This is a genomic window from Fenollaria massiliensis, assembly GCF_023347705.1.
Lineage (GTDB): Bacteria > Bacillota > Clostridia > Tissierellales > Peptoniphilaceae > Fenollaria > Fenollaria massiliensis.
In genome coordinates, this window is the sequence record NZ_CP096649.1 from 755930 (window position 1) to 781845 (window position 25916).

Below are 25916 nucleotides of genomic sequence, written 5' to 3' on the forward strand. Positions count from 1 at the left end.
ATATTTAAGGAGGAATAGATTATGAAATTAAGACCATTATCCGATAGGATAGTTATCAAAAAACTAGAAGCAGAAGAAAAAACTAAATCAGGCATAGTACTACCAAGCGCTTCAAAGGAAGCACCTGTTATGGCTGAAGTTATAGCTATAGGCGCTGACATTACAAATGACGAGAAAAAAGCTAAAGAAATTAAAGTAGGAGATAAGGTTATATTCTCAACTTATGCGGGAACAAACGCAAAAATCGACGGAGTAGAATATACTGTACTAAAATTTGCTGACATCGTAGCAGTAGTTGAAGACTAGGAGGTATTAATATGGCAAAAGAAATAAAATTCAATGCAGAAGCAAGACATAAAATGGAAGAAGGTATTAACATTCTTGCTAATACTGTAAAAGTAACACTTGGACCAAAGGGAAGAAACGTTGTTCTTGACAAATCTTTTGGCTCACCATTAATCACAAACGATGGTGTTACTATTGCTAAAGAAATAGAACTTGAAGATAAATTTGAAAACATGGGAGCACAATTATTAAAAGAAGTTGCTACTAAGACAAATGATATCGCAGGTGACGGTACTACAACAGCAACACTTCTTGCTCAAGCAATAATTAGAGAAGGACTTAAGAATATCGCTGCTGGTGCAAACCCAATGATATTACAAAACGGTATCAGAAAAGCTGTTGAAAAAACTGTTGAAAGCATCAAATCATATTCAAAGAAAGTTGAATCATCTGATGCTATCGCACAAGTTGCTTCAATTTCAGCTGGAGACAAAGAAATAGGTAAGCTTATTGCAGATGCTATGGATAAAGTTGGTAACGACGGCGTTATAACTGTTGAAGAATCAAAATCTATGGGCACAACACTTGAAGTTGTTGAAGGAATGCAATTTGACAGAGGATACGTTTCAAGCTACATGGTAACTGATACAGATAAGATGGTAGCTGAACTTGACAATCCTTATATCTTAATCACAGATAAGAAAATTACTAATATACAAGAAGTACTTCCTGTACTTGAAGAAATTGTTAAACAATCAAAACCATTATTAATAATCGCTGAAGACATTGAAGGCGATGCAATGGCAACACTTGTTGTTAACAAGCTTAGAGGTACATTCAACTGCGTTGCAGTTAAGGCACCAGGCTTTGGCGACAGAAGAAAAGAAATGCTACAAGATATAGCTATATTAACAGGAGCTAAAGTTATCTCTGAAGAACTTGGTTATGATCTAAAAGAAGCTACAATCGATATGCTAGGAACTGCTCAAAAAGTAAAAGTTGATAAAGAAACTACAGTTATTGTTAATGGAGCAGGAAGCAAAGATGAAATTGAAGCAAGAGTAAAACAAATCAAGACTCAATACGAAGCATCTGACTCAGACTTCGATAGAGAAAAACTTCAAGAAAGATTAGCTAAATTAACTGGCGGCGTAGCAGTTGTTCAAGTTGGTGCAGCTAGCGAAATTGAGTTAAAAGAAAGAAAATTAAGAATAGAAGATGCTCTATCAGCTACAAGAGCAGCTGTTGAAGAAGGTATAGTACCAGGAGGTGGAACTGTACTTGCAGACTCAATCAAAGCACTAGAAGCTATAGTTGATGACTTTGAAGGAGACGAAAAGACAGGCGTTAAGATTATATTAAGAGCACTTCAAGAACCAGTAAGACAAATTGCTGAGAATGCAGGCTTAGAAGGATCAGTTGTAGTTGAAAACGTTATGAACGAAAAACCTGGCGTTGGTTTTGACGCGCTTAACAACAAATACGTTGATATGATTAAATCGGGTATAGTTGACCCAACAAAGGTAACTAGATCAGCTCTTCAAAACGCAGCATCAGTAGCATCAATGATACTAACTACTGAAGCAGCAGTAGCAGACATCCCTAAAGATGATGCTCCAATGGCTGGTGGCATGCCTGGCGGAATGCCAATGATGTAGAATCAAATAAATAAATTATAAAATAACTCATGGCCTTGGCTGTGAGTTATTTTTATGTGCAAACTTTCAAAACATTAATAAAGTTAAAATAAATAATTTTTCCTTTTGCTTTATCACTGTTATTTGAATGCACCTAACAGCACTAACAATAATACTTTACAACGTTACAAAATGCTAAAAATATATTTACTTTACTTAAGAGATATAGTATAATATCTATGGTAATGGAGGGATAAACGTGAAAAGAAAACAAATCATTGACACTATGGTAGTAGGTTTTGCATTATTCGCAATGTTTTTAGGTGCTGGAAATTTAATTTTCCCACCAACATTAGGAGCCATATCCGGAGATAAATGGTACTTAGCGATGATAGGATTTATGATGACAGGTATAGGCTTGCCAATACTTGGGGTAGTTGCAGCGGCTAAAGCAGGAGGAAGACTTGATGATGTTGCGGGTAAGGTAAATAAAACATTCTCGATTCTATTCGGTTCATTAATAATGATATGTATAGGACCACTACTAGCTATACCAAGAACATGTGCCACTACATACGAAATAGCGATTCAACCATTATTTGGAAACATTAGCCCAATACTTGTTTCAATAATTTTCTTTGGTATCACGCTATTCTTTACATTAAATCAATCAAAAGTAGTTGATAAGATTGGTTCAATACTAACACCAATACTATTAGTCATACTATTTACAATAATTGTAACTTCAATAATTAATCCTATAGGCACACCAAAAAATACAGGCGTCGCACTTAATTTTGTTAACGGCTTTAAAGAAGGTTATCAAACAATGGATGCCATCGGCTCTATAATCATGGCGACTATAGTAATCAGCAGTGTTAAGAAAAGAGGTTATACAAGCCAAAAAGATATGTTTAAGATGACGGTTATATCTGGTATTATAGCTGCATGCTGCCTAGCTTTTGTTTATGGCGGACTAGTTTATATCGGAGGAACTGGCAGCGAATATCTTAATATAGATATAGAAAATCCAAATAGAGTTGCTAATTTAATATTTATGGTTGATAAGATCATGGGCCAATACGGAACTGTGGCTCTAGCCTTAACAGTTGCTTTAGCCTGCTTAACTACATCCATAGGCTTAACTGCAACAGCAGGAGAATTCTTCTCAGACTTAACTCATGGTAAATTAACATATAAGTCCATAGTTATATTTACATGTCTTTTCAGTGCAATAGTCGCAACAAATGGCGTAGACTCAATTATAACATTCTCAGGTCCAATACTTTCAGTTTTATATCCAGTTGCCATAGTAATAATCTTATTAAATATATTTGACCATAAGATTAAATATAAGGCAATATATAAAGGAGCTACACTTGGAGCCTTCATGGCAAGTTTATTAGATACAATTGCAAATATCGGTAAATTCGAGCAAATCAGAAGCTTTCTTGACAGAATTCCTCTTGGATCAGAAGGTTTTGCTTGGGTAATACCAGCAGTAGTATTTGGTTTTGCATTTATAGTTCTTGAGATGGCTCTTAACAATAGTTATCAAGATGGTGTTCTTTAGTGAAAAAGTTTAAAAAATTTTTAGATCCAATATATTCCTTAGAAAATTGGCTTAATAAACAAGGCGAGGAAAATTATAAATTAACTAGCCTAAGGGGTTCGTTTTTTGAATTTGATAAAACAGAAGCAAAATATGAATATAAAGTTTATTATTTTAAAGGACCTGAAAAAGATGTTAGATCATTTTTAACTTATGCCAGAAAAAATGATATAGAAATTTTTCAGTACCCAATAAGTGCTTCTCAAATATCATTATTTTCTTTCATGGCTGCTACATTTGACAGTAATTCACAAGATATTAATTATAAGGCAAGCTTATTTGCAACACATATCTATGTACTTATGAAACCAAAGGTGGCTGAGAGCATTGAAGAAATTTTAGGCGAGGATGATAATCTTTATTATTATAAAAGACAGATGGAAAATAAACTCATACTTGCCATAATACTAATGATACCATTGTTACTATCATATTTTAGACTGCTTGGAGGAAGTTTTGAACAAAATAAATTTTTTGTTCAAGTTATGATAGCAGTTGAAGCATTGATTTTATTGTTTATATTATTTTTAAACATCAAGAGGAATATATATATTAAAAGTAAAAAAAGCTAAATAAAATAATAAAAAAATTAGGCTCATAAACATGGGCCTATTTGCTTTTAAATATTGAAAATTTAATTGTTTTGTGATATTATATACTTATATTTAAGTACTTAAATTTATTTTTAGGAGGGATTTAAAGTGTACGAAATTATTGAAAAAAAAGATATTGCTTTAAATACATTTCTTATGTACATAAAAGCTCCAGATATTGCTAGAAAAGCAGAACCTGGACAATTTTTAATTATTATTATTGACGAAAAGTCAGAAAGGTTACCTCTTACTATTTGTGATAGTAATCCAGAAGAAGGCACAGTTATGATAGCTGTACAAATGATTGGTTCAACTACACAAAAGCTTGGAGCACTTAATGTAGGTGACTCACTAAAGGATGTTTCTGGCCCACTTGGTAGACCTAGTGATTTTATAAATATTCCACTAGAAGATCTTAAAAAAGAATCAATCATATTCCTAGCAGGTGGTTTAGGAACTGCAGCTGTTTATCCACAAGTTAAGTGGATGCATGACCATGGTGTTGATGTTGATGTTATAATCGCTGCAAGAAATAAGGATCTGATCATACTTGAAGATGAGATGAAAAAAGTTGCTAAGAACGTTTATGTAGCAACAGATGACGGAACTTATGGCTTTAGCGGACTTATTACAGACTGCCTTGAAGATTTAATTACAAATAAAGGCAAAAAATATACTTATGCGATTGTTGTTGGTCCCATGATAATGATGAAGTTTGCTTGTTTAAAGACTAAGGAGCATAATATTAAAACTATTGTATCAATGAATACAATTATGGTTGACGGAAGCGGTATGTGCGGTGCATGCAGATTGACTGTTGATGGCAAGACTGTATTCGCTTGCGTTGATGGACCTGAATTTGATGGCCACTTGATTGACTGGAACGAAGCTTTAAGAAGATCTAGACAATATTCTAAGATAGAAAAAGAAGGTAAACACTTCTGTAATTTGATAGGAGGATTGAGATAATGGATAGATTTAAAAGAACTGAAATTAAATATCAAGATCCTAATGAAAGAATCAATAATTTTAACGAGGTATGCTATGGTTACACTGAAGAAGAATGCATTATAGAAGCAAAAAGATGTCTTCAATGCAAGAATCCCCAATGTGTCAAGATGTGCCCGGTAAATATTGATATACCAGCTTTTATACATAAACTTGCTGATAATAATCCAAAGGAATCCGCAGAAGAATTATTTAAGTACACTACATTGCCAGCAGTGTGCGGAAGAGTTTGCCCTCAAGAGAGCCAATGCGAAATGACATGTATTCTTGGAAGAAAGGGTGAACCTATCGCTATAGGTAAACTAGAGAGATATGCTGGCGATTATGCTTTGAAAAATGGCATTAGACTTACAAAGAATGCTAAAAATAATGGCAAAAAGGTAGCTGTAGTAGGTAGCGGCCCTTCTGGAATCACTTGTTCAGCTGATTTAGCTAAACTTGGCTATGATGTGACTATGCTAGAATCTCTTCATGAAGCAGGAGGCGTATTAACTTATGGTATTCCTGAGTTTAGATTACCTAAAGATGCTGTTGTTAAGAGAGAGATAGAAAATATTAAGTCCCTAGGAGTTAAGATTAAACTAAATACTATAGTTGGAAGAACAGTAACAGTTGATGAATTATTAGATGAATACGATGCTGTATTTATCGGTACAGGAGCAGGACTTCCAGTATTTATGAACATTCCAGGCGAAAACTATAACGGAGTTTTCTCTGCGAACGAGTATTTAACCAGAACAAATCTAATGAAGGCGTATTTAGAAGATACAGCTACACCTATAAGAGTAGGTGTTAACACGGTTGTAGTTGGTGCAGGTAACGTAGCGATGGACGCAGCTAGAACAGCTAGACGTTTTGGCTCAAATGTTACAGTTGTCTACAGAAGAGAAGATAAAGACATGCCTGCTCGTAGAGAAGAGATTGAAAATGCTAAAGAAGAGGGCATCAATTTCATGTTCTTAACTAATCCAGTAGAAATTTTGGCTGATGAAAACGGTGATGTTAATAAAGTAAGATGCATTAAGATGGAGCTAGGAGAACCTGATGCCTCTGGTAGACAAAGACCAGTTAAGATTGAAGGATCAGAATTTGAAATAGAAGCAGACGTTGTAATTATGGCGTTAGGAACAAGACCTAATCCACTTATTAAAGAAACAAGTACTGGAATTAAATTTAACGAAAAAGGCGGCATTATAGTTAATGAAGGAGAAAAAACTTCTCGTGACTATGTATATGCTGGCGGAGACGTAGTAACAGGTAGTGCTACAGTTATTGAAGCCATGGGTGCTGGTAAAAAAGCTGCTAAAGCTATTGACGAGGCACTTTCAAAATAATTATTTAAGGTAGTGGTGAGAAAATGTTTGTAGATGTAAAACACATGTATAAGAGATATAAGATGGGTGATAGCGTTATTGTTGCTAATAATGACATCAATTTTTCATTCAATAAAGGTGAATTAGTTGTTATAGTTGGTCCATCAGGAGCTGGTAAATCAACTCTATTAAATATTATCGGAGGTATGGATACAGCTGATGAAGGGGAAATTATAATTGATGGCAAAGACATACAAAAATACAACGAAAAAGAACTTACCACTTACAGAAGATATGATATAGGCTTTGTATTTCAATTTTATAACTTAGTTCAAAACTTAACTTGCCTTGAAAATGTTGAACTAGCTAGTCAAATAGTTAAGGACGCCATTGATCCAATGCAAGTATTGAGAGACGTTGGTCTAGAGGATAGAGCAAATAACTTCCCATCACAAATTTCAGGTGGCGAGCAACAAAGAGTTGCTATAGCAAGAGCTATTGCAAAAAATCCAAAGTTATTATTATGTGATGAACCAACGGGAGCACTAGATTATCATACAGGCAAAAAGATATTAAAATTATTGCAAAGAAGAAGCTTGGAAGACGGAAATACAGTTGTTATCATTACTCACAATAAAGCCATCACTCCAATTGCTAACAGAGTTATAGAGATTAATGACTCAAAAGTAAGAAATATGTATGTGAATGAGAATATTCAATCCATAGATGAGATAGAATGGTAGTGATCTTATGAAGAAAAAAGCATTATGGAAAGATATATTTAGAGAGATAAAAAATTCTACTGGTAGATTCATTTCTATAGTCCTTTTAATCACTCTAGGCGTTTTTGTTTATACTGGTTTAAAATCTGTTGGACCTCTTATGAGAAAAACAGCAGATACTTTTATAGACGAGTCGAATCTTGCGGATGTTTATTTAAATTCACAATTTTCTCTAGAAGATAAGGATAAGGATATAATAAAGTCTGAAGCTGATATTAAAGACATTGAATATGTTTATAGTGAGGATGTACTTGAAAAAGGCAGCGAATCTATAATAAACCTTGAATCGCTTCCTGAAAGAATTTCTATGCCTAAACTTATTGAGGGCAGAATGCCAGAAAATAATGAAGAGATAGTTGTTGATGCCTATCCTATAAAAAACGCTTTTAATATAGGGGATACTATAGAGTTTGATAGTAAAAAGTCTAAATTTGATTTTGAAAGCAAAAAAATTCTGAAAAATTATAAATTTAAAGTAGTTGGTAAAGTTGTTTCTGCTGAGAATATGTCAACTGTCATGAAAGGTACAAGCAAAAAAGGCTTAGGCGACTACGATTCGTTTGCCTATGTACTTAAGAGCGCTTTCAATGATACTGATGAGAGCAAAGCAAGAATCATTTTAAATGGCTTAGATGGTTTAAAGACAACAGATAGAGAATATAAAGACATTGTTAGTAAAAACAGAAGAAGCTTAATAAGTGCTTTTAATGAAAGATCTATAGAAAAATTTGAAAGCATTAAGGCTGATATTAAAAAAGAAATAGATGACGCTGATGAGAAGATAGTAGATGCTGAGAAAAAACTTACTGATGCTAAGAAAGAGCTTGACGATGCTAAAGTAAAACTTGCTGACGCAAAAAAATCATACAACGATGGCAAAAAGAAATATAATGACTCCATTAGTGAAGCCGAAAAAACATTATCTGACAATAAAAAGACTTTAGATGAGAGTAAAGAAACACTTGATAAAAATAAAGCTGATTTAGACGACGCAAAGATAAAATTAGATGAATTAAAATCTAAATTAGATGAACTAAAAGAAACTTATGAAAGCTCTATGGCTGAGTATACAGCTAAAAAAGAAGAGATGGACAAGGCATTAGAAGCTATGTCTGGATTACCTCAATCTAGCATCCCTGCTGATAAGGCCGAAGAGTTCAAGAAGGGCAAAGAAGAGCTTGAAAAAGCAAAAGCTCAATTAGACGAATTAAAAGAAACAATAGATAAGCTTGAAATAACTTATATACAAAACAAAGCAAAATATGATGAAGGCATAATTAAGTTAAATGAAGGCTATGATAAATATAACGATGGACTTGAAAAATATAATACTGGTCTTAAAGAGTTCGAAGATAAAAAATTATCAGGATTAAAAGAATTAAATGATGCTAAGAAGAAAATTTCTGATGGTCAAAAAGAATATGACGATGGCGTAGAAAAATATGATTCAGAAAAAATTAAAGCTGATAAAAAGATAAAAGATGCTAAGAACGATTTAGACGAAGCTAAAAGAGTTCTTAAAAACATGAAGAGACCAACCTTCAATATTATAGACAGAGAAAATATTGAAGGCCTACAATTGTTCTACGATTCAGGACATAGAATGGATATACTTGCCTTAGTATTCCCAGCGTTTTTCTTCCTTATCGCATCAATCGTTGCTTTAACAGCGCTTATGCGTATGGCAGAAGAAAGAAGAACTCAAATTGGTACTTTTAAGGCACTTGGTTACAATAACTTTGATATTTATAAAAAATATCTATTCTATGGTTTTGTAGCGACTACCATAGGAGTAATCATAGGTATTGCTCTAGGACAAAATATATTAACTAAGATGGTATTTAGAACATATTCCGCATCGTTTACGCTAAAAAAACCAATTCCATATTTTAATATCAAATTCCCATTGATAAGCGTTTTTATATCATATTTCTCAATAGTGGTTCCTGTGAGCATAGTTTTATCTAAATATTTAAAACAAAACTCAAGTGAACTTATGAGACCAAAGGCACCTAAAGCTGGATCAAAGATATTCTTAGAAAAAATTCCATTCTTCTGGAAGAGATTAAGCTTTTTATATAAGGTTACATTTAGAAACACATTTAGATACAAGTCAAGAATGTTCATGACACTTCTTGGCGTTGCTGGATGCATGAGTTTATTGTTCTTTGGTTTTGCCATACAAGGAGCTGTTGCCCAAGTAATTGATAGACAATATGGACGCGTATTTAATTATGACCTAATCGTTAACTATGATAAAGATTTTTCTAAGCATCAGCTAAAAGAATATACAAATTTTATTGATGGTAATGAAGATATCAAAGATAGAATGACACTTAGAACTGAAAATTTGGTAGCTGATACAGTTGATATGCCAGATCAAAATGTAGTTGTCATGGTTATCGAAGATGAAAAGAAATTTGAAAATTATGTTCATTTACTAAATAAAAATAAAAAGATTGATTTACCTAAAGAAGGTATAGTAATAAATAGAAAGCTATTAGACTCAGTTCACAAAGAACCTGGTGATGATATTGAGCTAAGAGATGCATATAATAAATATTACTCAATGAAAGTTATAGACACAAATGAAAACTATTTAGGTCACTATGCCTACATGAGCAAAGATTATTATGAAAAAATATTTAATAAAAAATATAAAGATAACTCAGATATAATAAAATTAAGCTCAGATAGTAAAGAGGCGAAAGATACTTTTATTAAAGAATTAAATAGAATTGACAGCGTTATGTATGTCTTTGATGTATCCAAGACCATAAGCGTTGCAAACGATTGGCTATCTAATCTAAATTATGTAATTATATTGATTATATTAACATCGGCTACACTTGCTTTTGTAGTTTTATATAATCTAAATAATGTTAACATATCTGAAAGAATTAGAGAGGTAGCTACACTTAGAGTTTTAGGCTTCTACCCAAGAGAGCTAACAAGTTATATTTATAGAGAGACGATACTTTTATCAACATTAGGTATTTTGCTTGGATATGCAGGTGGTATTGGTTTAACACATCTTATACTTAAATACATTACACCAAGTAATATACAGTTAGTATCGAATATCCAATGGTATAACTATATAGTTTCAGCCGTTTTAACTTATTTATTTATATTCATGGTTATGATCATAGTTCATAAAAAGTTAAAAGGCACAGATATGGTTGGAGCACTAAAAGCATACGAATAAGGAGAAATTATGATAGAAAAACTAAAACCTTTAGCCTTAGTTGGTCAAATTGGCATAGACATAGTATCAAGTATAGTTATTTCCTATCTAGTTGGCTATGGATTGGACAAATTATTTAAGACAAATGGAGTTTTTTCTATAATTTTTATCATCATAGGAGTATTGGCAGGTTTTTATAATTTTTACAGAAGTGTTAAATATTATTTTAAGAAGAAAGACAATAAAAAGTCTGAGATAGATAAAAATGAAAAAAGATAAAGATTTTACGTATAAGTATATAAGAGTAGCTATAATTTTAGCTATACTTTCTAGCCTTATTATTGTAATTTTTTTCGGATTCAAGAAGGATTTACTATTAGGCTTGTGCTTAGGAACACTTGTAAGTGTCTTGTTTTTCAGGCTTATGTATAGAAATGCTATAAAGGCTGTAGAAAAAGATGCCAACGCTAGCAAAAGATTTACTTCAAATAATTATTATCTAAGACTATTATTATATGGTATAATACTATATGCGGCATATAAAAATCCGAATTTTAATTTTTATACTACTGCAATCGGTTTTACCATGATCAAATTTTCAATAATCATAGTTGAATTATTTGGCATAGGTAAATAAATTCACAAATCAATCGATTTGAATATAAAAGAAGGGGGTAATAAGATGGAATTGTCGATAAGCTTTCAGATAGGTAAGAATGTGTATTCACTAACACCTAGTGTTATCAACTCAGTTATAGCTGTTTTTGCTTTAGTCATATTTATCTTTTTTTGCTATAGTAAGATAAAAAAGACAGATTACAAAGCAAGACCAAGTGGCTTAGTTAATGTTTTAGAAATTTTGGTCACTTCAATTGATTCACTAATCGAACAGACTATGGGCAAGAACAGAGAAGGCTTTGCACCATACATTCTTAGCTTGATGATGTTTTTATTGACAGCGAATCTGATGGGATTATTTGGCTTTAAACCACCAACATCAGATCTTAATGTTACACTCACATTAGCGCTAATCACTTTTGTCTTGATTCATTACAATAAGATAAAAGTTAACGGCTTAAAAGATTCCATAAAAGGTTATTTTGAACCAATCTTTATACTATTCCCAATAAACATCATAGGCGATATTGCTCTTCCAATATCACTTTCATTCCGTTTATTTGGTAATATCGTAAGTGGTTCATTAATCATGGCACTTGTATATGCTGCGCTAGGCTTTGTAAGTAATTTACTTACACCAATAGTTGCACCATGGTTTCACATCTACTTCGATGTATTCTCAGGTGTACTGCAAACGTTCATATTCGCAATGATAACAATGATCTACATTGCAATGGGTATGGGACAAGAAGAAAATTAAATTTGAAAGGAGAAATTTTAAATGCAAGGAATTTCAGGTCACGATTTTATTTTAGGTATGTCAGCTTTAGGAGCTGGTATAGCAATGATAGCAGGTTTAGGCCCTGGTATTGGTCAAGGTATTGCAGCTAGTAAGGGAGCTGAAGCAGTTGGTAGACAACCAGAAGCTAAAGGCGATATCATTCAAACAATGATTTTAGGACAAGCTGTTGCCGAAACAACAGGTATTTATTCACTAGTTATTGCCCTAATTCTTATCTTAGTTAAACCTTTAGTATAGTTTATATGGAAGGCTTAAATGTAAGCGTTGACTTTAATTTAGTCAATATGCTTGTTCAGCTTACAGCCACTCTCGTATTGTATTTTATTTTACGTAAATTTTTATATTTTCCTATAAAAGATTTATTAAATAAAAGACAAGACTATATAATGAAGAATGTTGAAGATAGCGAGAAAAATAATTTGAAATCTCAAGTAGCACTAAGAGACTACGAGCTTAAATTAAAAGAAGCTAAAAAAGAAGCAAACGAAATCGTTGATCAAGCTAAGAAGAGAGCTGACGATATCGTTAATAAGTCTGTTAGCGATGCTAAAGAAGAGTCAAGAAAAATTATGGAAAAAGCTGACAAAGAACTTGCTAATAAAAAGTCAATGGCAATGGACGAAATGAAAGGCGATATGGTTAATATTGCCATCTTAGCTGCTGAAAAACTAATTGGTGAAAATATTAGCACAAAGAAAGACAAAGAAATCATAGAAAAATCTATTGAAGAAGTAGGTAAAGAACAATGGAAGAACTAGCTACTACTTTATATGCAAAGTCTATGTTTGATGCATCTAAAGAAGATGATTGTCTTAAATTAGTTTATGAAGAGCTAAATTTAGTAAAAGAAACTATCGATTCAAATCCTAGGCTTATGGAAGTATTTAAACATCCATTGTTATCAAACAATGATAAGAAAAATGCAATTAAAGATATCTATGAAAAAAACTTAAGCAAATTAACAATGAACTTTTTATATGTTTTAATTGATGCTAAAAGATTTGACATGATATCATCTATTATAGATGAATTTAATAATTTATATGATATTGATAATAATATTTTGAATGGAACAATAATTACTAAAAATAGCCTAAGCGATGATGAAATTAGTAAATATGAAAAAAAATTGACTACGTCTTTAAAATCTCATGTAAAGCTAAAAAATGTTTTAGATGATACTTTTATAGGCGGTGCAATTGTTAAGATCGGTGATAAACTTATCGACTCAACACTAAAAGGTCAATTAAACGAATTAAGAAAAGAATTAATAAATAATAGTGAGGTGAGTATCTAAATGGGGTTAAAACCAGAAGAAATTAGCTCAGTTATAAAAGATTTAATAAAAAATTATGACAAAAAATTAGATACGGTTGAAGTTGGATCTATTATTGAAGTTGGAGACGGTATAGCTAGAGTTTATGGACTTGACAATGCTATGGCTGGTGAACTACTTGAACTACCTGGCGGCGTTTACGCTATGGCACTAAACCTAGAACAAGATAATATCGGTTGTGTACTTTTAGGTAGTGATAAGAACTTAAAAGAAGGAGACCCAGTTAAAAGAACTGGTAGAATCGTTGAAGTTCCAGTAGGTGAAGCACTTATTGGCAGAGTAGTTAACTCACTAGGACAAGCTATCGATGGCAAAGGTAAAATTGAAAGCAATAAGTACAGACCTATCGAAGCTAATGCGCCAGGTATTATTGACAGAAAGTCTGTTTCTGAACCGTTACAAACTGGTATCAAGACTATTGACTCCATCATCCCTATAGGTAGGGGCCAAAGAGAGTTAATTATAGGCGATAGACAAACAGGTAAGACTGCCATCGCCATAGATACAATAATAAATCAAAAGGATCAAGACGTAATATGTATATATGTTGCTATTGGTCAAAAGAACTCAACTGTAGCTCAATTAGTTAATGTACTAGAAGAGCATGGTGCGATGGACTACACTATAGTAGTAAGTTCATCAGCAAGTGAGCTTGCACCATTACAATACATTGCTCCATACGCTGGAACAGCTATGGCTGAAGAATTTATGTACGCAGGTAAAGATGTACTTATAATCTATGATGACTTATCAAAACATGCGGTTGCTTATCGTTCAATGTCTTTACTACTTAGAAGACCACCAGGACGTGAAGCTTACCCAGGAGACGTTTTCTATCTACATTCAAGACTACTTGAAAGATCAGCAAAACTTTCTGATAAATTAGGCGGAGGATCAATAACAGCTCTTCCTATCATAGAAACACAAGCTGGAGACATTTCAGCTTATATACCAACTAACGTAATATCAATTACTGACGGACAAATTTTCCTTGAAGGACAATTATTCTTCTCAGGACAAAGACCAGCTGTTAACGCAGGCCTATCGGTATCACGTGTTGGTGGAGCTGCACAAATCAAGGCTATGAAGAAGGTTTCAAGCGGTATTAAACTAGAACTTGCTCAATACAGAGAATTATTAGCATTTGCTCAATTTGGTTCTGAGCTTGATAAAGATACTGCTGACAAGCTAAATCACGGTCAAAGAATCATGGAAATACTTAAGCAAGCACAATATAAACCTTTAAAAGTCGAAGAAGAGGTTATGATTTTATTTGCTGTTACTAATAGATATCTTGATGATATCCCTGTAGACAGAGTTAAGGCTTTTGAAAACGATTTTCTAGAGTACATGGAAAATACTTCTAGTGATACAGCTAAGAAAATTTTAGAGAAGAAAGAATTAACTGATGAAATAAAAGAAGAGCTAAAACTAAAGATAGAAGAGTTTAAAAAGACTTTTAATTAGAGGTTTATTATGGCTGAACAAAGTAAAGAAATTAAAAGAAGAATAAAAAGTGTATCTAATATAAAGCAAATTACTAGAGCTATGGAATTAGTATCTACTTCAAAACTTCGTAAATCAAGACAAAAGCTTGAGCTTACAAGACCATATTATAACACTGTTGAATCAAGTATTAGAGAAATACTCGCAAACACTAAAGGTGTTAAGTATGATTTGCTTGAAAGAAGAGAAGTTAAAAACAGACTCATAATTGTTTTAACATCAGATAGAGGCTTAGCTGGCGGATATAACATAAATGTTATAAGAAAAGCTGAATCATATATCGATGATAAAGTAGGAACAAAGTTTATACTTGTTGGTGTTGAAGCAAGAGAGTACTTTAAAAGAAGATACGATGGCATAGTAAAAGAATTTTCATATATTTCAGAAGAACCTTCATTTAACAATGCTGCTAAGATAGGTAACATCTGTTATGATTTATATAGAAAAAAAGAAATTGATGAAGTTCTATTAGTTTATACTCATTTTTCTACAGTACTAAGCCTAGTGCCTAGTATGGTTAAACTGTTGCCAGCCGAATCTATTGAAAAAGAAGGCAATATGGAAAACAGACTTATTGAGTATGAACCATCTGCTGAAGAAGTATTAAACAGATTAGTTAAAGATTATATATCCATAACTATATTTGGAGCAATGATTGAATCAGCAGCTTCAGAGCAAGCATCAAGAAGAAATTCTATGAAGAATGCTACTGATAATGCTAACGATATGCTTGAGAGCTTGTCACTTAGATTTAATAGAGCAAGACAAGCTCAAATCACACAAGAAATTACTGAGATAGTCTCAGGTGCAAATGCATTAAATTAGAAGGGGTGAAATTATGGAAAATCAAAATATTGGTAAAGTTGTACAAATAATTGGACCGGTTCTTGATATAAGATTTAAACAAAATTCTCTACCAAACCTTCTTAACGCGATTAAAATTGATTTAAATGGTAAAGCTCTTATAGCTGAGGTAAGTCAACACATAGGTGACGATATAGTTAGATGTATATCGATGTCATCAACTGACGGACTAGTTAGAGGCGCTGAAGCTATAGATACTGGAAGCCCAATAAAGGTGCCTGTTGGGGATAAAACTTTAGGTAGATTATTCAACGTTTTAGGTGAAAACATTGATGAAGACGCTAAAGCTAAGTATGATAGATACGATCCAATACACAGACAAGCACCAAGCTATGATGAACAAGTTACAAGTAGAGAGATCTTTGAAACTGGTATAAAAGTTATCGACCTTATAGCGCCTTATGCTAGAGGAGGTAAGATAGGTTTATTCGGTGGTGCCGGTGTTGGTAAGACTGTATTAATACAAGAGTTAATCAACAATATTGCTAAGGAACATGGTGGACTTTCAGTTTTTGCAGGCGTTGGGGAAAGAACAAGAGAAGGTAATGACCTTTATTATGAAATGAAAGAGTCTGGCGTTATTAACAAGACTGCTTTAGTATTTGGTCAAATGAATGAACCGCCTGGAGCAAGAATGAGAGTTGCTCTAACAGGATTAACTATGGCTGAATACTTTAGAGATGAAAAACATCAAGACGTTTTGCTATTCATTGACAATATATTCAGATTTACTCAAGCGGGTTCAGAAGTTTCTGCACTTCTTGGCAGAATGCCATCAGCAGTAGGTTATCAACCAACACTTGCTACTGAGATGGGTCAATTACAAGAGAGAATAACATCTACAAAGAATGGATCCATCACATCAGTACAAGCTGTTTACGTACCTGCCGATGACTTAACAGACCCTGCACCAGCAACAACATTTACACATCTTGACGCGACAACAGTACTATCACGTTCAATTTCAGAATTAGGTATATATCCAGCTGTAGACCCACTTGATTCAACATCAAGAATTTTGGATCCACAAGTAGTTGGAGAAAAACACTATGAAGTCGCTAGACGTGTTCAAGAAATACTACAAAGATATAAAGAGCTTCAAGATATCATCGCAATACTTGGTATGGATGAATTATCAGAAGATGATAAATTAACTGTTGCTAGAGCAAGAAGAATACAAAGATTCTTGTCACAACCGTTCTCAGTTGCTGAACAATTCACAGGAATTCAAGGTCAATACGTTCCTATAGCTGAAACTATCAGAGGTTTTGAAGAAATTCTCGATGGTAAACATGATGATTTACCAGAATCAGCATTCTTATTTGTTGGAACAATTGATGATGCTGTTAAAAAAGCTGAGAGTATGAGGCAAAATAATGACTAGATTATATCTTAAGGTTGTTACACCTGATAAATTGTTTTTCGAAGGCGAAATTGATATGCTTGTCGCTAGAACAATTGAAGGAGACGTAGGAATACTTCTTAATCACTCTCCCTTGGTAACAATACTTGATATTGGTAGACTTGTTATTAAAAATGGAGATGAAAGAAAAGTTGCTGCCTGCGCTGGCGGTTATATTGACGTGAGAAATAATAATATAACTGTTGTTTCAGACGCTTGCGAGTGGGAAGACGAGATAGATATCAACAGAGCTGAGAGAGCTAAAGAAAGAGCAAGTAAAAAACTTGAAGACAAAGATACTGATACATTCAAGGCAGAGCTTGCACTTAAGAAGGCAATCAACAGAATTAATGTTGGAAATAAAAGTTATTAAAAGAAGGTAGCGATTTGCTACCCTCTTTTTTGAAAGGGGAGGAACAATATGAAGTGGGATTTATCCGCATACTACAAATCATTTACTGATCCTAAGTACAAAGAAGATTATGACAATATTTTAAAAGAAATAAAGAATTTAAGCTTATTTATAAATGAAAATTTTGATGATAAGAAGAAAGTTTTAATTAAATATGTAGATAAGGCAAATATCATTGATAATTATGCTGCAAGACTATTTGGATACGTATCCTTAAATTTAAGCGAAAACGTTAATAACAAAGAAGCACTTGCAGAAAAATCTAAGCTTATCGCTGTTCGTAGAGAGTTTATCGAACTTGGAGTAAGTTTTGATAAATTTTTAAAGAGTATTGATGACATAAATAATATTATAGATGAAGAGGACGCTCTAAAAGAATATAGATTTATTTTAAATGAGGGCTGTGATAATGCAAAGCACTCGCTTAGTGACGATGTAGAGATAGCTGTTGCTCGTATAAAAGAAACAGGTTCATACGAATGGAACAGACTTCATTCAAATTTAACAAGCAAAGTTACTAGTAAGGTAGAATTTTCTGATGGAGAAGTAAAAGAAATAAATTTACCAGCTATTAGAAACTTGCAATATGAAGATGATAAAGAACTTAGAAGAAAAAGTTTTAAAGCTGAAGAAGAATGTTATGAAAAAATTAGAGATTCAATCGCAATGTCACTTAGCTCAATTAAGGGCGAAGTTATTAATGAATGTGAATTAAGAGGCTATGAAAGCCCATTAGCAAAAACATTAATTGATTCAAGATTTGATAAAGAAATTCTTGACGCTATGTGGTCATCAGTTAGAAAATATTTACCTGATTTTGTTAAATATTTCAAAAGAAAAGCAAAATTACTTGGATATGATAAGCTTCCATACTATGAAACATTTGCTCCAGTTGGCAAGGGAAGTATCACTTATACATTTGATGAAGCAAAAGACTTTGTTATCAAGCAATATTATTCATTCTCAGATAAATTAGGCGATTTTGCTAAACACGCTTTTGAAAATAATTGGCTAGATACAGAGCCAAGAGAAGGCAAGGTTGGCGGAGCATTCTGCTCAAGCTGCTCAGCCATAAAAGAATCAAGAGTTTTAGCTAACTTTGGTGGTACATTTGATTCAATGATAACCTTTGCTCATGAGCTTGGTCATGCTTATCACGGAAGAGTTATTTTCCAAGAAGAACCTATTAATCAAGACTATACTATGCCGATAGCTGAGACAGCATCGATATTTGCAGAGACAATAACATATAACGCTGCACTAAAAGATGCTAAGAATGATGACGAAAAGATATTTATACTTGAAAACATTATTTCTGGTGCTGCTCAAACAGTTGTTGACATATATTCAAGATTTTTATTTGAAGATGAAGTATTTAGAAGAAGAAAAGATGGCGCGCTTGATGCAGATGATTTCGATGAAATTATGATGAATGCACAAAAAGAAGCATTTAAAGATGGACTAGATCCAGAAAAGCTTAATAAAGGTATGTGGATATGCAAGTCCCACTACTACAGTAGCGACCTTGGATACTATAACTTCCCATATTGCTTCGGACTATTATTTGCGAGAGGCTTATATAGTATATATAAGAAAGAAGAAGACGCTTTCATTGAAAAATATGATACGCTTCTAAGAAACACAGGAAAGATGAGCATTAAAGATTGCTGTAAATCAGTTGGTATAGACGTTACTAAAGAAGAATTCTTTGACGCTTCACTAGAAACTATAAAGAAAGAAATTGATGAGTTCCTAAAATTAACTGAATAAAATAATTAATAAATATTATTAAACCTCTTTACTAAATTAAGTAGAGAGGTTTTTTTACATAAAATTTACGCAATACATATTTATATTTAATATATAATAATTATAATAAGCACAAGAAAGGGGAGAATTTCATGAAAAAAAATTTTAAATTTCTTGTATTATTTTTAGCACTTCTTATGTTTGTATCAAGTTTTTCATTCTTGGGCGGAACAAGCTTTGCTGAAAGTAAAAATGCCAAAAAGGCTAAGTATGTATTTTTATTTATAGGTGATGGTATGGGTGCAGCTCAAGTAAATGCTGCTCAAATTTATGCTGGCGACAAAAAGAAAGTAGAGATAAAACCATTAGAGTTTTATAAGTTTCCAACAGTTGGTCTTGTTAACACAGAAGATTCTACAAGCTTCTGTCCCGACTCAGCTTCAACTGCAACAGCTATCAGCTCAGGAACTAAGACTCATTCTGGTGTTATAGGTAAGACAAGTGATCTTCAAAAAAATGTTACAACTGTTGCTGAAAAGATGAAAGAACAAGGTAAAAAGATTGGCATCATATCAACTGTTACATTAAATCACGCAACACCAGCAGCATTTTATGCTAATGTAACTTCTAGAAAACAATACTATGAAATTGGCAAACAAATGGCTACAAGCGGATTTGACTACTTTGCAGGTGGATCATTGGCTCACAGAACTGGTGATGACAAGAAGAAAAAAGAAAAAGATCTTTATGATATTTTAAAAGCAAATGGCTATACAGTAACAGAAACTAAGAAAGATTTTGAAAAAATTAATAAAAATACTGGTAAAGTGTTTGCTGTAACAGAAAGAATTCAAGATGAGGGAGCTATGCCATATACACTTGATCAAAAGAAAGGTGATATGACTTTAAGAGATACTGTTAGAAAAGCGATAGAAGTACTTGATAATGAAAATGGCTTCTTTATCATGGCTGAGGCTGGTAAAATTGACTGGGCATGTCATGCTAATGATGCTTTATCATCTATACACGAAGTACTTGCGCTTGACGATGCAGTTCAAGAAGCTATAGAATTTTATAAAAAACATCCAGACGAAACTCTAATCCTAGTTACTGCTGATCATGAAACAGGTGGATTAAGCCTTGGCTATCAAGGAACAGGATATGACACACACTTTGAAATATTTGACAAACAAAAATTAAGTTACGTTGAATTTGACAAGAAATTTGAAGAATTAAAGAAAAACAATAATAATCTTAAGTTTGAAGACGCTCTAAAATTAGTTAAGGAATCATTTGGCCTAATAGTTAAAGATGAAAATACTAAGAAGGAAGATGAATTATTCGTATTAAATGATTATGAACTTGGCAAATTAAAAGCAGCTTTTGCTGAATCAATGAAAGATAAAGACAAGAGAACTAAATCTATAGAAACAAACTTACTATATGGTGGATATGATCCATTTAGTGCAACATTAACACATATAATTGATAACAAAGCTGGTATAGGCTGGTCAACATTTGCTCATACTGCAGTTCCAGTTCCTATATACGCATTAGGCGCCACAGCAGAATTATATGAAGGAACATATCATGACAGCGAAATCTATAGTAAACTTATGGAATCTTTAGGAGCAAAATAATAAATTAAAATAAAATAAAATTAGCTTACACATGAAAATAGGGAGCCGAAGCTCCCTATTTTTTATGTTTATTATTTAATAAATAACCTTATAAAATACTTTTTTACCTTTTTTAATTAGTAGTTCGCCATCTTTAAAGTCATCTAGCGTAATTACTTTTGAAGCATCACTTTCTTTTTCACCATTAAGAAGTATACCGCCTTGTGAAATAAGCTGTCTTGCTTCTGAGTTTGACTTTGTTAAGTTAAGTTCTTTAAGTAAGTTTAATAAGCCAATTCCATCTTCAAATAACTTTTTATCCATAGTAGTGCTTGGAATGTTTTCTGAATCTGCTGATCCACTGAATAATGCACGGCTTGCCTCAAGTGCTTTGTCCGCATCTTCTTTACTGTGAACGTCTTTAGTAATTTCGTATGCAAGTATTTCTTTTGCTTTATTAATTTCGTTATCTTTTAGTTTTGCTAACTCATTTATCTCTTCCATAGGAAGCATAGTTAATAGCTTTAAGAATTTAATAACGTCTCTGTCATCAACATTTCTGAAGTATTGGAATAATTCGTAAGGAGTAGTTTTTTCTCTATCTAGCCAAACAGCGCCTGAAACAGTTTTACCCATCTTAACACCATCAGCATTAGTTAATAGCTTTAAAGTCATTACATAAGCTTGTTTACCTTCAAGTTTATTGATTAGCTCAGTTCCTTCAAGCATGTTAGCCCATTGGTCTGAACCGCCAACTTGAAGTACACAGCCATATTTTCTATATAGTTCTAAGAAATCATAAGCTTGCATTAACATGTAACCCATTTCAAAGAAAGTTAAACCAGAAGAAATTCTGTTCTTATAACAATCATAAGCTAGCATCTTAGAAACATTGAAGTTAACGCCTATAGTTCTCATAAAATCAAGGTACTTTACATCGCGAAGCCACTCTTTATTGTCAACGTGCAATGCTTTACCATCTTTAAAATCAATGAATCTTGATAATTGTTCAACGAAGATTCTAGCGTTTTCATTGATAGTTTCTTCTGTAAGAAGCTTTCTCATATCTTGCTTACCAGATGGGTCACCAATCATAGTTGTAGCGCCACCAGTAAGGCAGATAGCTCTGTGACCAGCTGCTTGTAAGTGTTTCATAACCATAAGAGTAATGTAGTGACCTACAGTTAGTGAGTTTGCAGTTGCATCATAACCAGTATAGAAAGTTATCTTCTCTTTATCTAATAATTCTCTTAATTCATTTTCGTAATTACAATTATCGATATAACCTCTTTCTTTTAATACGTCAAAAACGTTCATATAATCACTCCTTTAAATTGCCTTGATTATAACATATTTATAAATAATTTGTCAATCTAAAAGCATGAAAAAAGACATGAAAAAAGATGGGAAATAACCCCATCTTTTAAAAGTCAAATTAAATTTCTTCTGTGTTTTCCCATAAACCATGGATATTGCAATAGCTTAGTGCAAGTAGAGTGCCCTTAGCGTTTGCTTTTAATTTAACGCTCATAGAAGGTTCTGTAAATAGATCTGATTCTCCGTGAGCTGATGCAACATAGCTAGCTACTTCAACAGGAATTTGTTTTCCTTCTGGAACGAAGAATAACTTCATCCATGCTATGTGGTGTTCAAGTGTATTTGGATGAGCAATCTCATCTCCAACGCTTACGCAAACCTTTATATCGTCTGCTTCCTTTGCAACGTGTATAACTGGAACATGTTTTTCACTCTTCCAGTCAGCGCTTTTAATTAATTCTGATAATTTCATTTTATCAACCCCCTTGTGAAACATATATACCCAAAGATTATTTTTAATACACACTTATTTAAAATTATTCAAAATATATTCATTGTTTAATAAGCTAATATGTGTTATAATTATGTAGGAAGTGATATTATGTACGAATTAATTGCAACAAGTTCATTTGGCCTTGAGGCCATAGTAAAGAGAGAACTTAATGATTTAGGTTTAGAAGTAACTAAGACTGATAACGGTCATATCTATTTTAATGGTGATGCGATTGATATAGCAAGAGCAAACATTAATCTTAGATGTGCTGACAGGGTACTTATAAACTTAAAGAGCTTCAAGGCTGAGAGCTTTGAAGAGCTTTTTGATGGCATATATGAACTTCCATGGAACGATATTTTAGATGACGATTCTAATTTTATTGTTGAGGGTAGATCTCACAAATCAAAGCTATTCTCAATATCTGACTGCCAAAGAATTACTGAGAAGGCTATTATTAAAAAACTTCAAATGAAGCATGATATAAGTAGATTCTCAAAATCATCACATAGACACAGACTTGAAATATCTCTTTTAAATGATATTGCAAGCATAACTCTTGATACATCAGGGGATAGTCTACACAAGAGAGGATATAGAGATAAACAAGTAGTCGCTCCGCTAAAGGAGACTATGGCAGCGGCACTTGTAAAATTATCTTTTTACAAAAAGGATAGACCTTTCTTTGATCCATTCTGTGGTTCGGGAACCATACCTATAGAAGCACTTCTAATCGCGAGAAACATAGCTCCTGGACTTGATAGAGACTTTGATAGCATGAACTTTAAATTTTTAAACAGTGATTTATATAAAAAAGCTAGGATGGAAGCGATGGAAAAAATTGATTACAAATCAAAGGTTTACATCGATGCGAGTGATATCTCACACAAATCCATTGCCATAGCAAAACACAATCTTGAAAATCTTGGCTTAAGTGACGACATACGATTTTTTGTAAAAGATTTTAGAGATGTAGATATTAAAAATAATTATGGTGTAATGATTACTAATCCGCCTTATGGCAAGCGTCTTGAAGAAGATAATCTAAGGTCTCTTTATACTGATTTTGGTAAGAAGATTAAAAACTTAGATACATGGTCCATATATGTTTTAACATCTTATGAACAGATAGAGAGGGATTTTGCGAGAAAGGCTGACAAGAACAGAAAGCTTTACAACGGAAGTTTAAAAACTTATTATTACCAATTTTATGGTAAGAAGCCGGACAAATAGGAGTTGATACTGTGGAACTAAAAAGAAAAGATGAAATTTTAGATAAAATACTTTCAGTTGAAGTCCTTGATGCCATGGCTGATTGGGTTAAGGTAGTTAATATTAATGGCAAGATTCTTTACGCAAATCAAGCTCTCAAAGATGCTGTAGGCTATGATCCGACTGGCAGCAACACAGATGATTTAGATGATTTTTTAAAGCTTGATACTAGTGAAACTGCTAGCGCTATTGAAAAGAATGAAATAATACAAAAGGAGCTAAATATTGGTGAAAATTATTATCAAGTAAAGTGCTCGCCAATATATGATGACAAGATGAATCCCATCGCCATAGTTGAAGTATTTAGAGATGTAACTAGAGAAAGGGTTCTTGAGCTTCAGCTTATTCAAAGCAATGAAAATGTTTTTCATGATATGGAAATTACTAAGAGGATTCAAAAGAGTATACTTCCTGTTAAAACAAAATATAAAAACATTGCCATAGACTACTTATATGAAGCAACTGAAACGCTCTCTGGCGATATGTTTGATATATTTGAGATAGAGAAGGATACTTATGTAATTTATATTGCGGATGTTGCTGGACATGGTATCGCTGCTTCAATGCTTACTATGTTTATTAGACAAACGGTAAGAAATTTAAATAAAGATAATTATGAACCAGAACTAGCTCTAAAATATATTAGTGATAAATTTTTGGAACTAAATTTACAAAGTGATAGATACATCACGCTATTTTATGGAGTTTATTATGCAAAGACAGAAGAATTTGTTTATGCAAACGCTGGACACAATTCTATGCCTATCATATTTAATGATAATAAGATATCTGTTCTAGAAGCAAAGGGCAGACCTATAATGAGCGTAGACTTAGGAAATAACTATGAAGTAAAGAAAACTGATCTAAGAGCAGGTGACAAATTGTTCTTATATACAGATGGTATAGTTGAGAGCAAAAATGTTCATGGAGAAGAATTTGGCTTAGATAGACTTATAAAGACAATACTAAGTAAACCTAACAAATTACTTAAGGCAATAGACATAGCCGTGCTTCAATATTCCTTTGGTGATCAAAGAGATGACTTCGCTATGCTTTTAGTGGATATAGATAAAATGAAATAAAAAAAGCAAAAGCTCTTCTTAAGCAAGAAGAGCTTTTAATATGTCTTGAAAAACTTTTTCTTTATTTAATTCATGAATTAGATCGTGTTTTAAATCATCGTATTCGATTAGTTCTAAATTTTCTATACCAATACTTCTAAATAGGCCATATATTTGTTTTATTCCTTGTTCAAAATTTGATAGTGAATCTTTTTTTCCAGAGAATAAATATATAGGTAAGTTCTTTGGAATATAGTCAAGATTATCTCTACTACAAGCTTTATCAACACCATGTATAAGCATTTGGAAAAAACCGTTACTATACTTAAGCATGCAATATTCATCACATAAGAAATTTTCTGCTTCTACAGGATCAGATGTTAAAATATTTTCTCCAGCACCTTTACCTAAAAAGTCAAAAGATTTTTGATTTAACGAATCATTTTTAGCGTCATAGCCTTCCTTAGCTATAACAACTTTTAAAAACACCTTAAACAATTGATTTAAAAATACTGGCGTTTTAACGCTAGATAGAAGTATCATCTTGTCAATTTGATCTCCATATTTATAAGCATAAGTCCTTGCAAGTATTGAGCCCATAGAGTGACCAAGAAGAGCAATCTTCTTATCTGGATTTTCTTTTTTAATGATTGAACTAAGTACGTCAATATCGTCGACCATCTTCATCCAAGCATTATTTTCAGGCGCTAGGCCTAAGTGCTCTTTGTCAGCGGCTGTCATTCCATGACCTCTTAGATCAAGAGCGTATGACGAAATGCCATTAGCTTGTAAAAATCTAGCAAACTCATCATATCTCATAGCATGGTCGTGCATGCCATGAACAATCTCTACACAAAATTCAGGGTTTTCAGCTTTCCATTCTAAATACTTAATTTTCTTCTTGTCCTTTGCTGTAAATTCTAAATAATTTTTTTCCATATACCTCACCTTTAAATTTATTACTTCCCCTTTCAGATATTATACTATATTTATTTCTAATAATCAATAATTATCATATTATACGACAATTTATGATATAATACAAGTA

General features: G+C 32.7%; 25 protein-coding genes. 22 read left to right on the plus strand and 3 right to left on the minus strand.

What is annotated here, in order from left to right; translation table 11 throughout:
• Positions 1-21 precede the first annotated feature (21 nt).
• The 20 genes from M1R53_RS03930 (at position 22) to M1R53_RS04025 (ending at position 20746) form a co-directional block, all read left to right on the plus strand.
• Complete coding sequence (locus tag M1R53_RS03930; protein WP_019213512.1) at positions 22-306, plus strand: co-chaperone GroES; 285 nt, start codon at positions 22-24, stop codon at positions 304-306.
• Between the two features lie 11 nt (positions 307-317).
• A complete protein-coding gene (gene groL, locus M1R53_RS03935) occupies positions 318-1943 on the plus strand; it encodes a chaperonin GroEL (RefSeq protein WP_019213513.1) in 1626 nt (541 codons plus the stop codon).
• A 238-nt stretch (positions 1944-2181) separates the two neighbouring features.
• Positions 2182-3495, plus strand: a complete 1314-nt coding sequence (brnQ, locus tag M1R53_RS03940) for a branched-chain amino acid transport system II carrier protein (protein WP_249243152.1) — start codon at positions 2182-2184, stop codon at positions 3493-3495.
• Positions 3495-4106: a DUF2812 domain-containing protein gene (locus M1R53_RS03945; RefSeq protein ID WP_249243153.1), complete on the plus strand. Its 612-nt coding sequence runs from the start codon at positions 3495-3497 to the stop codon at positions 4104-4106. Before brnQ ends, M1R53_RS03945 begins: the two co-directional genes overlap by 1 nt.
• A gap of 129 nt (positions 4107-4235) precedes the next feature.
• Complete coding sequence (locus tag M1R53_RS03950) at positions 4236-5096, plus strand: sulfide/dihydroorotate dehydrogenase-like FAD/NAD-binding protein (protein WP_070599741.1); 861 nt, start codon at positions 4236-4238, stop codon at positions 5094-5096.
• A complete protein-coding gene (gltA, locus tag M1R53_RS03955; protein WP_249243154.1) occupies positions 5096-6469 on the plus strand; it encodes an NADPH-dependent glutamate synthase in 1374 nt (457 codons plus the stop codon). Before M1R53_RS03950 ends, gltA begins: the two co-directional genes overlap by 1 nt.
• Before the next feature lie 23 nt (positions 6470-6492).
• Entirely contained in the window at positions 6493-7191 is a 699-nt protein-coding gene (locus M1R53_RS03960; protein WP_019213518.1) for an ABC transporter ATP-binding protein, read from the plus strand.
• Positions 7192-7198: 7 nt separating this feature from the next.
• On the plus strand, positions 7199-10438 hold the full coding sequence (locus M1R53_RS03965; RefSeq protein ID WP_249243155.1) for an FtsX-like permease family protein: 3240 nt from the start codon (positions 7199-7201) through the stop codon (positions 10436-10438).
• 9 nt (positions 10439-10447) lie between these two features.
• Positions 10448-10696 carry an AtpZ/AtpI family protein gene (locus M1R53_RS03970; protein ID WP_019213520.1) on the plus strand — a complete coding sequence of 83 codons (249 nt, stop codon included), beginning with the start codon at positions 10448-10450 and terminating at the stop codon, positions 10694-10696.
• Complete coding sequence (locus M1R53_RS03975; protein WP_249243156.1) at positions 10683-11054, plus strand: ATP synthase subunit I; 372 nt, start codon at positions 10683-10685, stop codon at positions 11052-11054. The genes M1R53_RS03970 and M1R53_RS03975 overlap by 14 nt, the downstream gene beginning before the upstream one ends.
• A 45-nt stretch (positions 11055-11099) precedes the next feature.
• Positions 11100-11795 carry a F0F1 ATP synthase subunit A gene (gene atpB, locus M1R53_RS03980; RefSeq protein ID WP_249243157.1) on the plus strand — a complete coding sequence of 232 codons (696 nt, stop codon included), beginning with the start codon at positions 11100-11102 and terminating at the stop codon, positions 11793-11795.
• A gap of 21 nt (positions 11796-11816) precedes the next feature.
• Entirely contained in the window at positions 11817-12074 is a 258-nt protein-coding gene (atpE, locus tag M1R53_RS03985; RefSeq protein ID WP_019213523.1) for an ATP synthase F0 subunit C, read from the plus strand.
• 47 nt (positions 12075-12121) lie between these two features.
• Complete coding sequence (gene atpF / locus M1R53_RS03990) at positions 12122-12595, plus strand: F0F1 ATP synthase subunit B (RefSeq protein WP_249243194.1); 474 nt, start codon at positions 12122-12124, stop codon at positions 12593-12595.
• The gene (atpH, locus tag M1R53_RS03995) at positions 12583-13134 is read left to right on the plus strand and encodes an ATP synthase F1 subunit delta (RefSeq protein ID WP_249243158.1); all 552 of its coding nucleotides are present in this window, start codon (positions 12583-12585) and stop codon (positions 13132-13134) included. The genes atpF and atpH overlap by 13 nt, the downstream gene beginning before the upstream one ends.
• The gene (gene atpA, locus M1R53_RS04000) at positions 13135-14640 is read left to right on the plus strand and encodes a F0F1 ATP synthase subunit alpha (RefSeq protein WP_249243159.1); all 1506 of its coding nucleotides are present in this window, start codon (positions 13135-13137) and stop codon (positions 14638-14640) included.
• 9 nt (positions 14641-14649) lie between these two features.
• Positions 14650-15504 (plus strand): ATP synthase F1 subunit gamma, encoded by an 855-nt coding sequence (gene atpG, locus M1R53_RS04005; protein WP_070599756.1) that lies wholly within the window; start codon positions 14650-14652, stop codon positions 15502-15504.
• 13 nt (positions 15505-15517) lie between these two features.
• The gene (gene atpD / locus M1R53_RS04010; protein WP_019213528.1) at positions 15518-16927 is read left to right on the plus strand and encodes a F0F1 ATP synthase subunit beta; all 1410 of its coding nucleotides are present in this window, start codon (positions 15518-15520) and stop codon (positions 16925-16927) included.
• Positions 16920-17318 carry a F0F1 ATP synthase subunit epsilon gene (locus tag M1R53_RS04015; RefSeq protein WP_249243160.1) on the plus strand — a complete coding sequence of 133 codons (399 nt, stop codon included), beginning with the start codon at positions 16920-16922 and terminating at the stop codon, positions 17316-17318. The genes atpD and M1R53_RS04015 overlap by 8 nt, the downstream gene beginning before the upstream one ends.
• Before the next feature lie 48 nt (positions 17319-17366).
• Entirely contained in the window at positions 17367-19127 is a 1761-nt protein-coding gene (locus M1R53_RS04020; RefSeq protein ID WP_249243161.1) for a M3 family oligoendopeptidase, read from the plus strand.
• 131 nt (positions 19128-19258) lie between these two features.
• Complete coding sequence (locus tag M1R53_RS04025) at positions 19259-20746, plus strand: alkaline phosphatase (RefSeq protein ID WP_249243162.1); 1488 nt, start codon at positions 19259-19261, stop codon at positions 20744-20746.
• A gap of 75 nt (positions 20747-20821) precedes the next feature.
• On the opposite strand, the gene tyrS is transcribed toward M1R53_RS04025, so the two are convergent.
• Together tyrS and M1R53_RS04035 are read right to left on the minus strand one after the other, a co-directional pair.
• The gene (gene tyrS, locus M1R53_RS04030) at positions 20822-22042 is read right to left on the minus strand and encodes a tyrosine--tRNA ligase (protein WP_249243163.1); all 1221 of its coding nucleotides are present in this window, start codon (positions 22040-22042) and stop codon (positions 20822-20824) included.
• Positions 22043-22160: 118 nt separating this feature from the next.
• Positions 22161-22514, minus strand: coding sequence for a class II SORL domain-containing protein (locus tag M1R53_RS04035; protein WP_070599769.1), 354 nt, complete (start codon positions 22512-22514; stop codon positions 22161-22163).
• Positions 22515-22643: 129 nt separating this feature from the next.
• Here M1R53_RS04035 and M1R53_RS04040 point away from each other — a divergent pair, with 129 nt between their 5' ends.
• Positions 22644-23768 carry a THUMP domain-containing class I SAM-dependent RNA methyltransferase gene (locus M1R53_RS04040; RefSeq protein ID WP_106017829.1) on the plus strand — a complete coding sequence of 375 codons (1125 nt, stop codon included), beginning with the start codon at positions 22644-22646 and terminating at the stop codon, positions 23766-23768.
• A gap of 11 nt (positions 23769-23779) precedes the next feature.
• On the plus strand, positions 23780-24889 hold the full coding sequence (locus tag M1R53_RS04045) for a SpoIIE family protein phosphatase (protein ID WP_249243164.1): 1110 nt from the start codon (positions 23780-23782) through the stop codon (positions 24887-24889).
• A gap of 18 nt (positions 24890-24907) precedes the next feature.
• Here M1R53_RS04045 and M1R53_RS04050 read toward each other — a convergent pair whose 3' ends face one another.
• Positions 24908-25807: an alpha/beta fold hydrolase gene (locus tag M1R53_RS04050; RefSeq protein WP_249243165.1), complete on the minus strand. Its 900-nt coding sequence runs from the start codon at positions 25805-25807 to the stop codon at positions 24908-24910.
• Between the last annotated feature and the right edge of the window lie 109 nt (positions 25808-25916).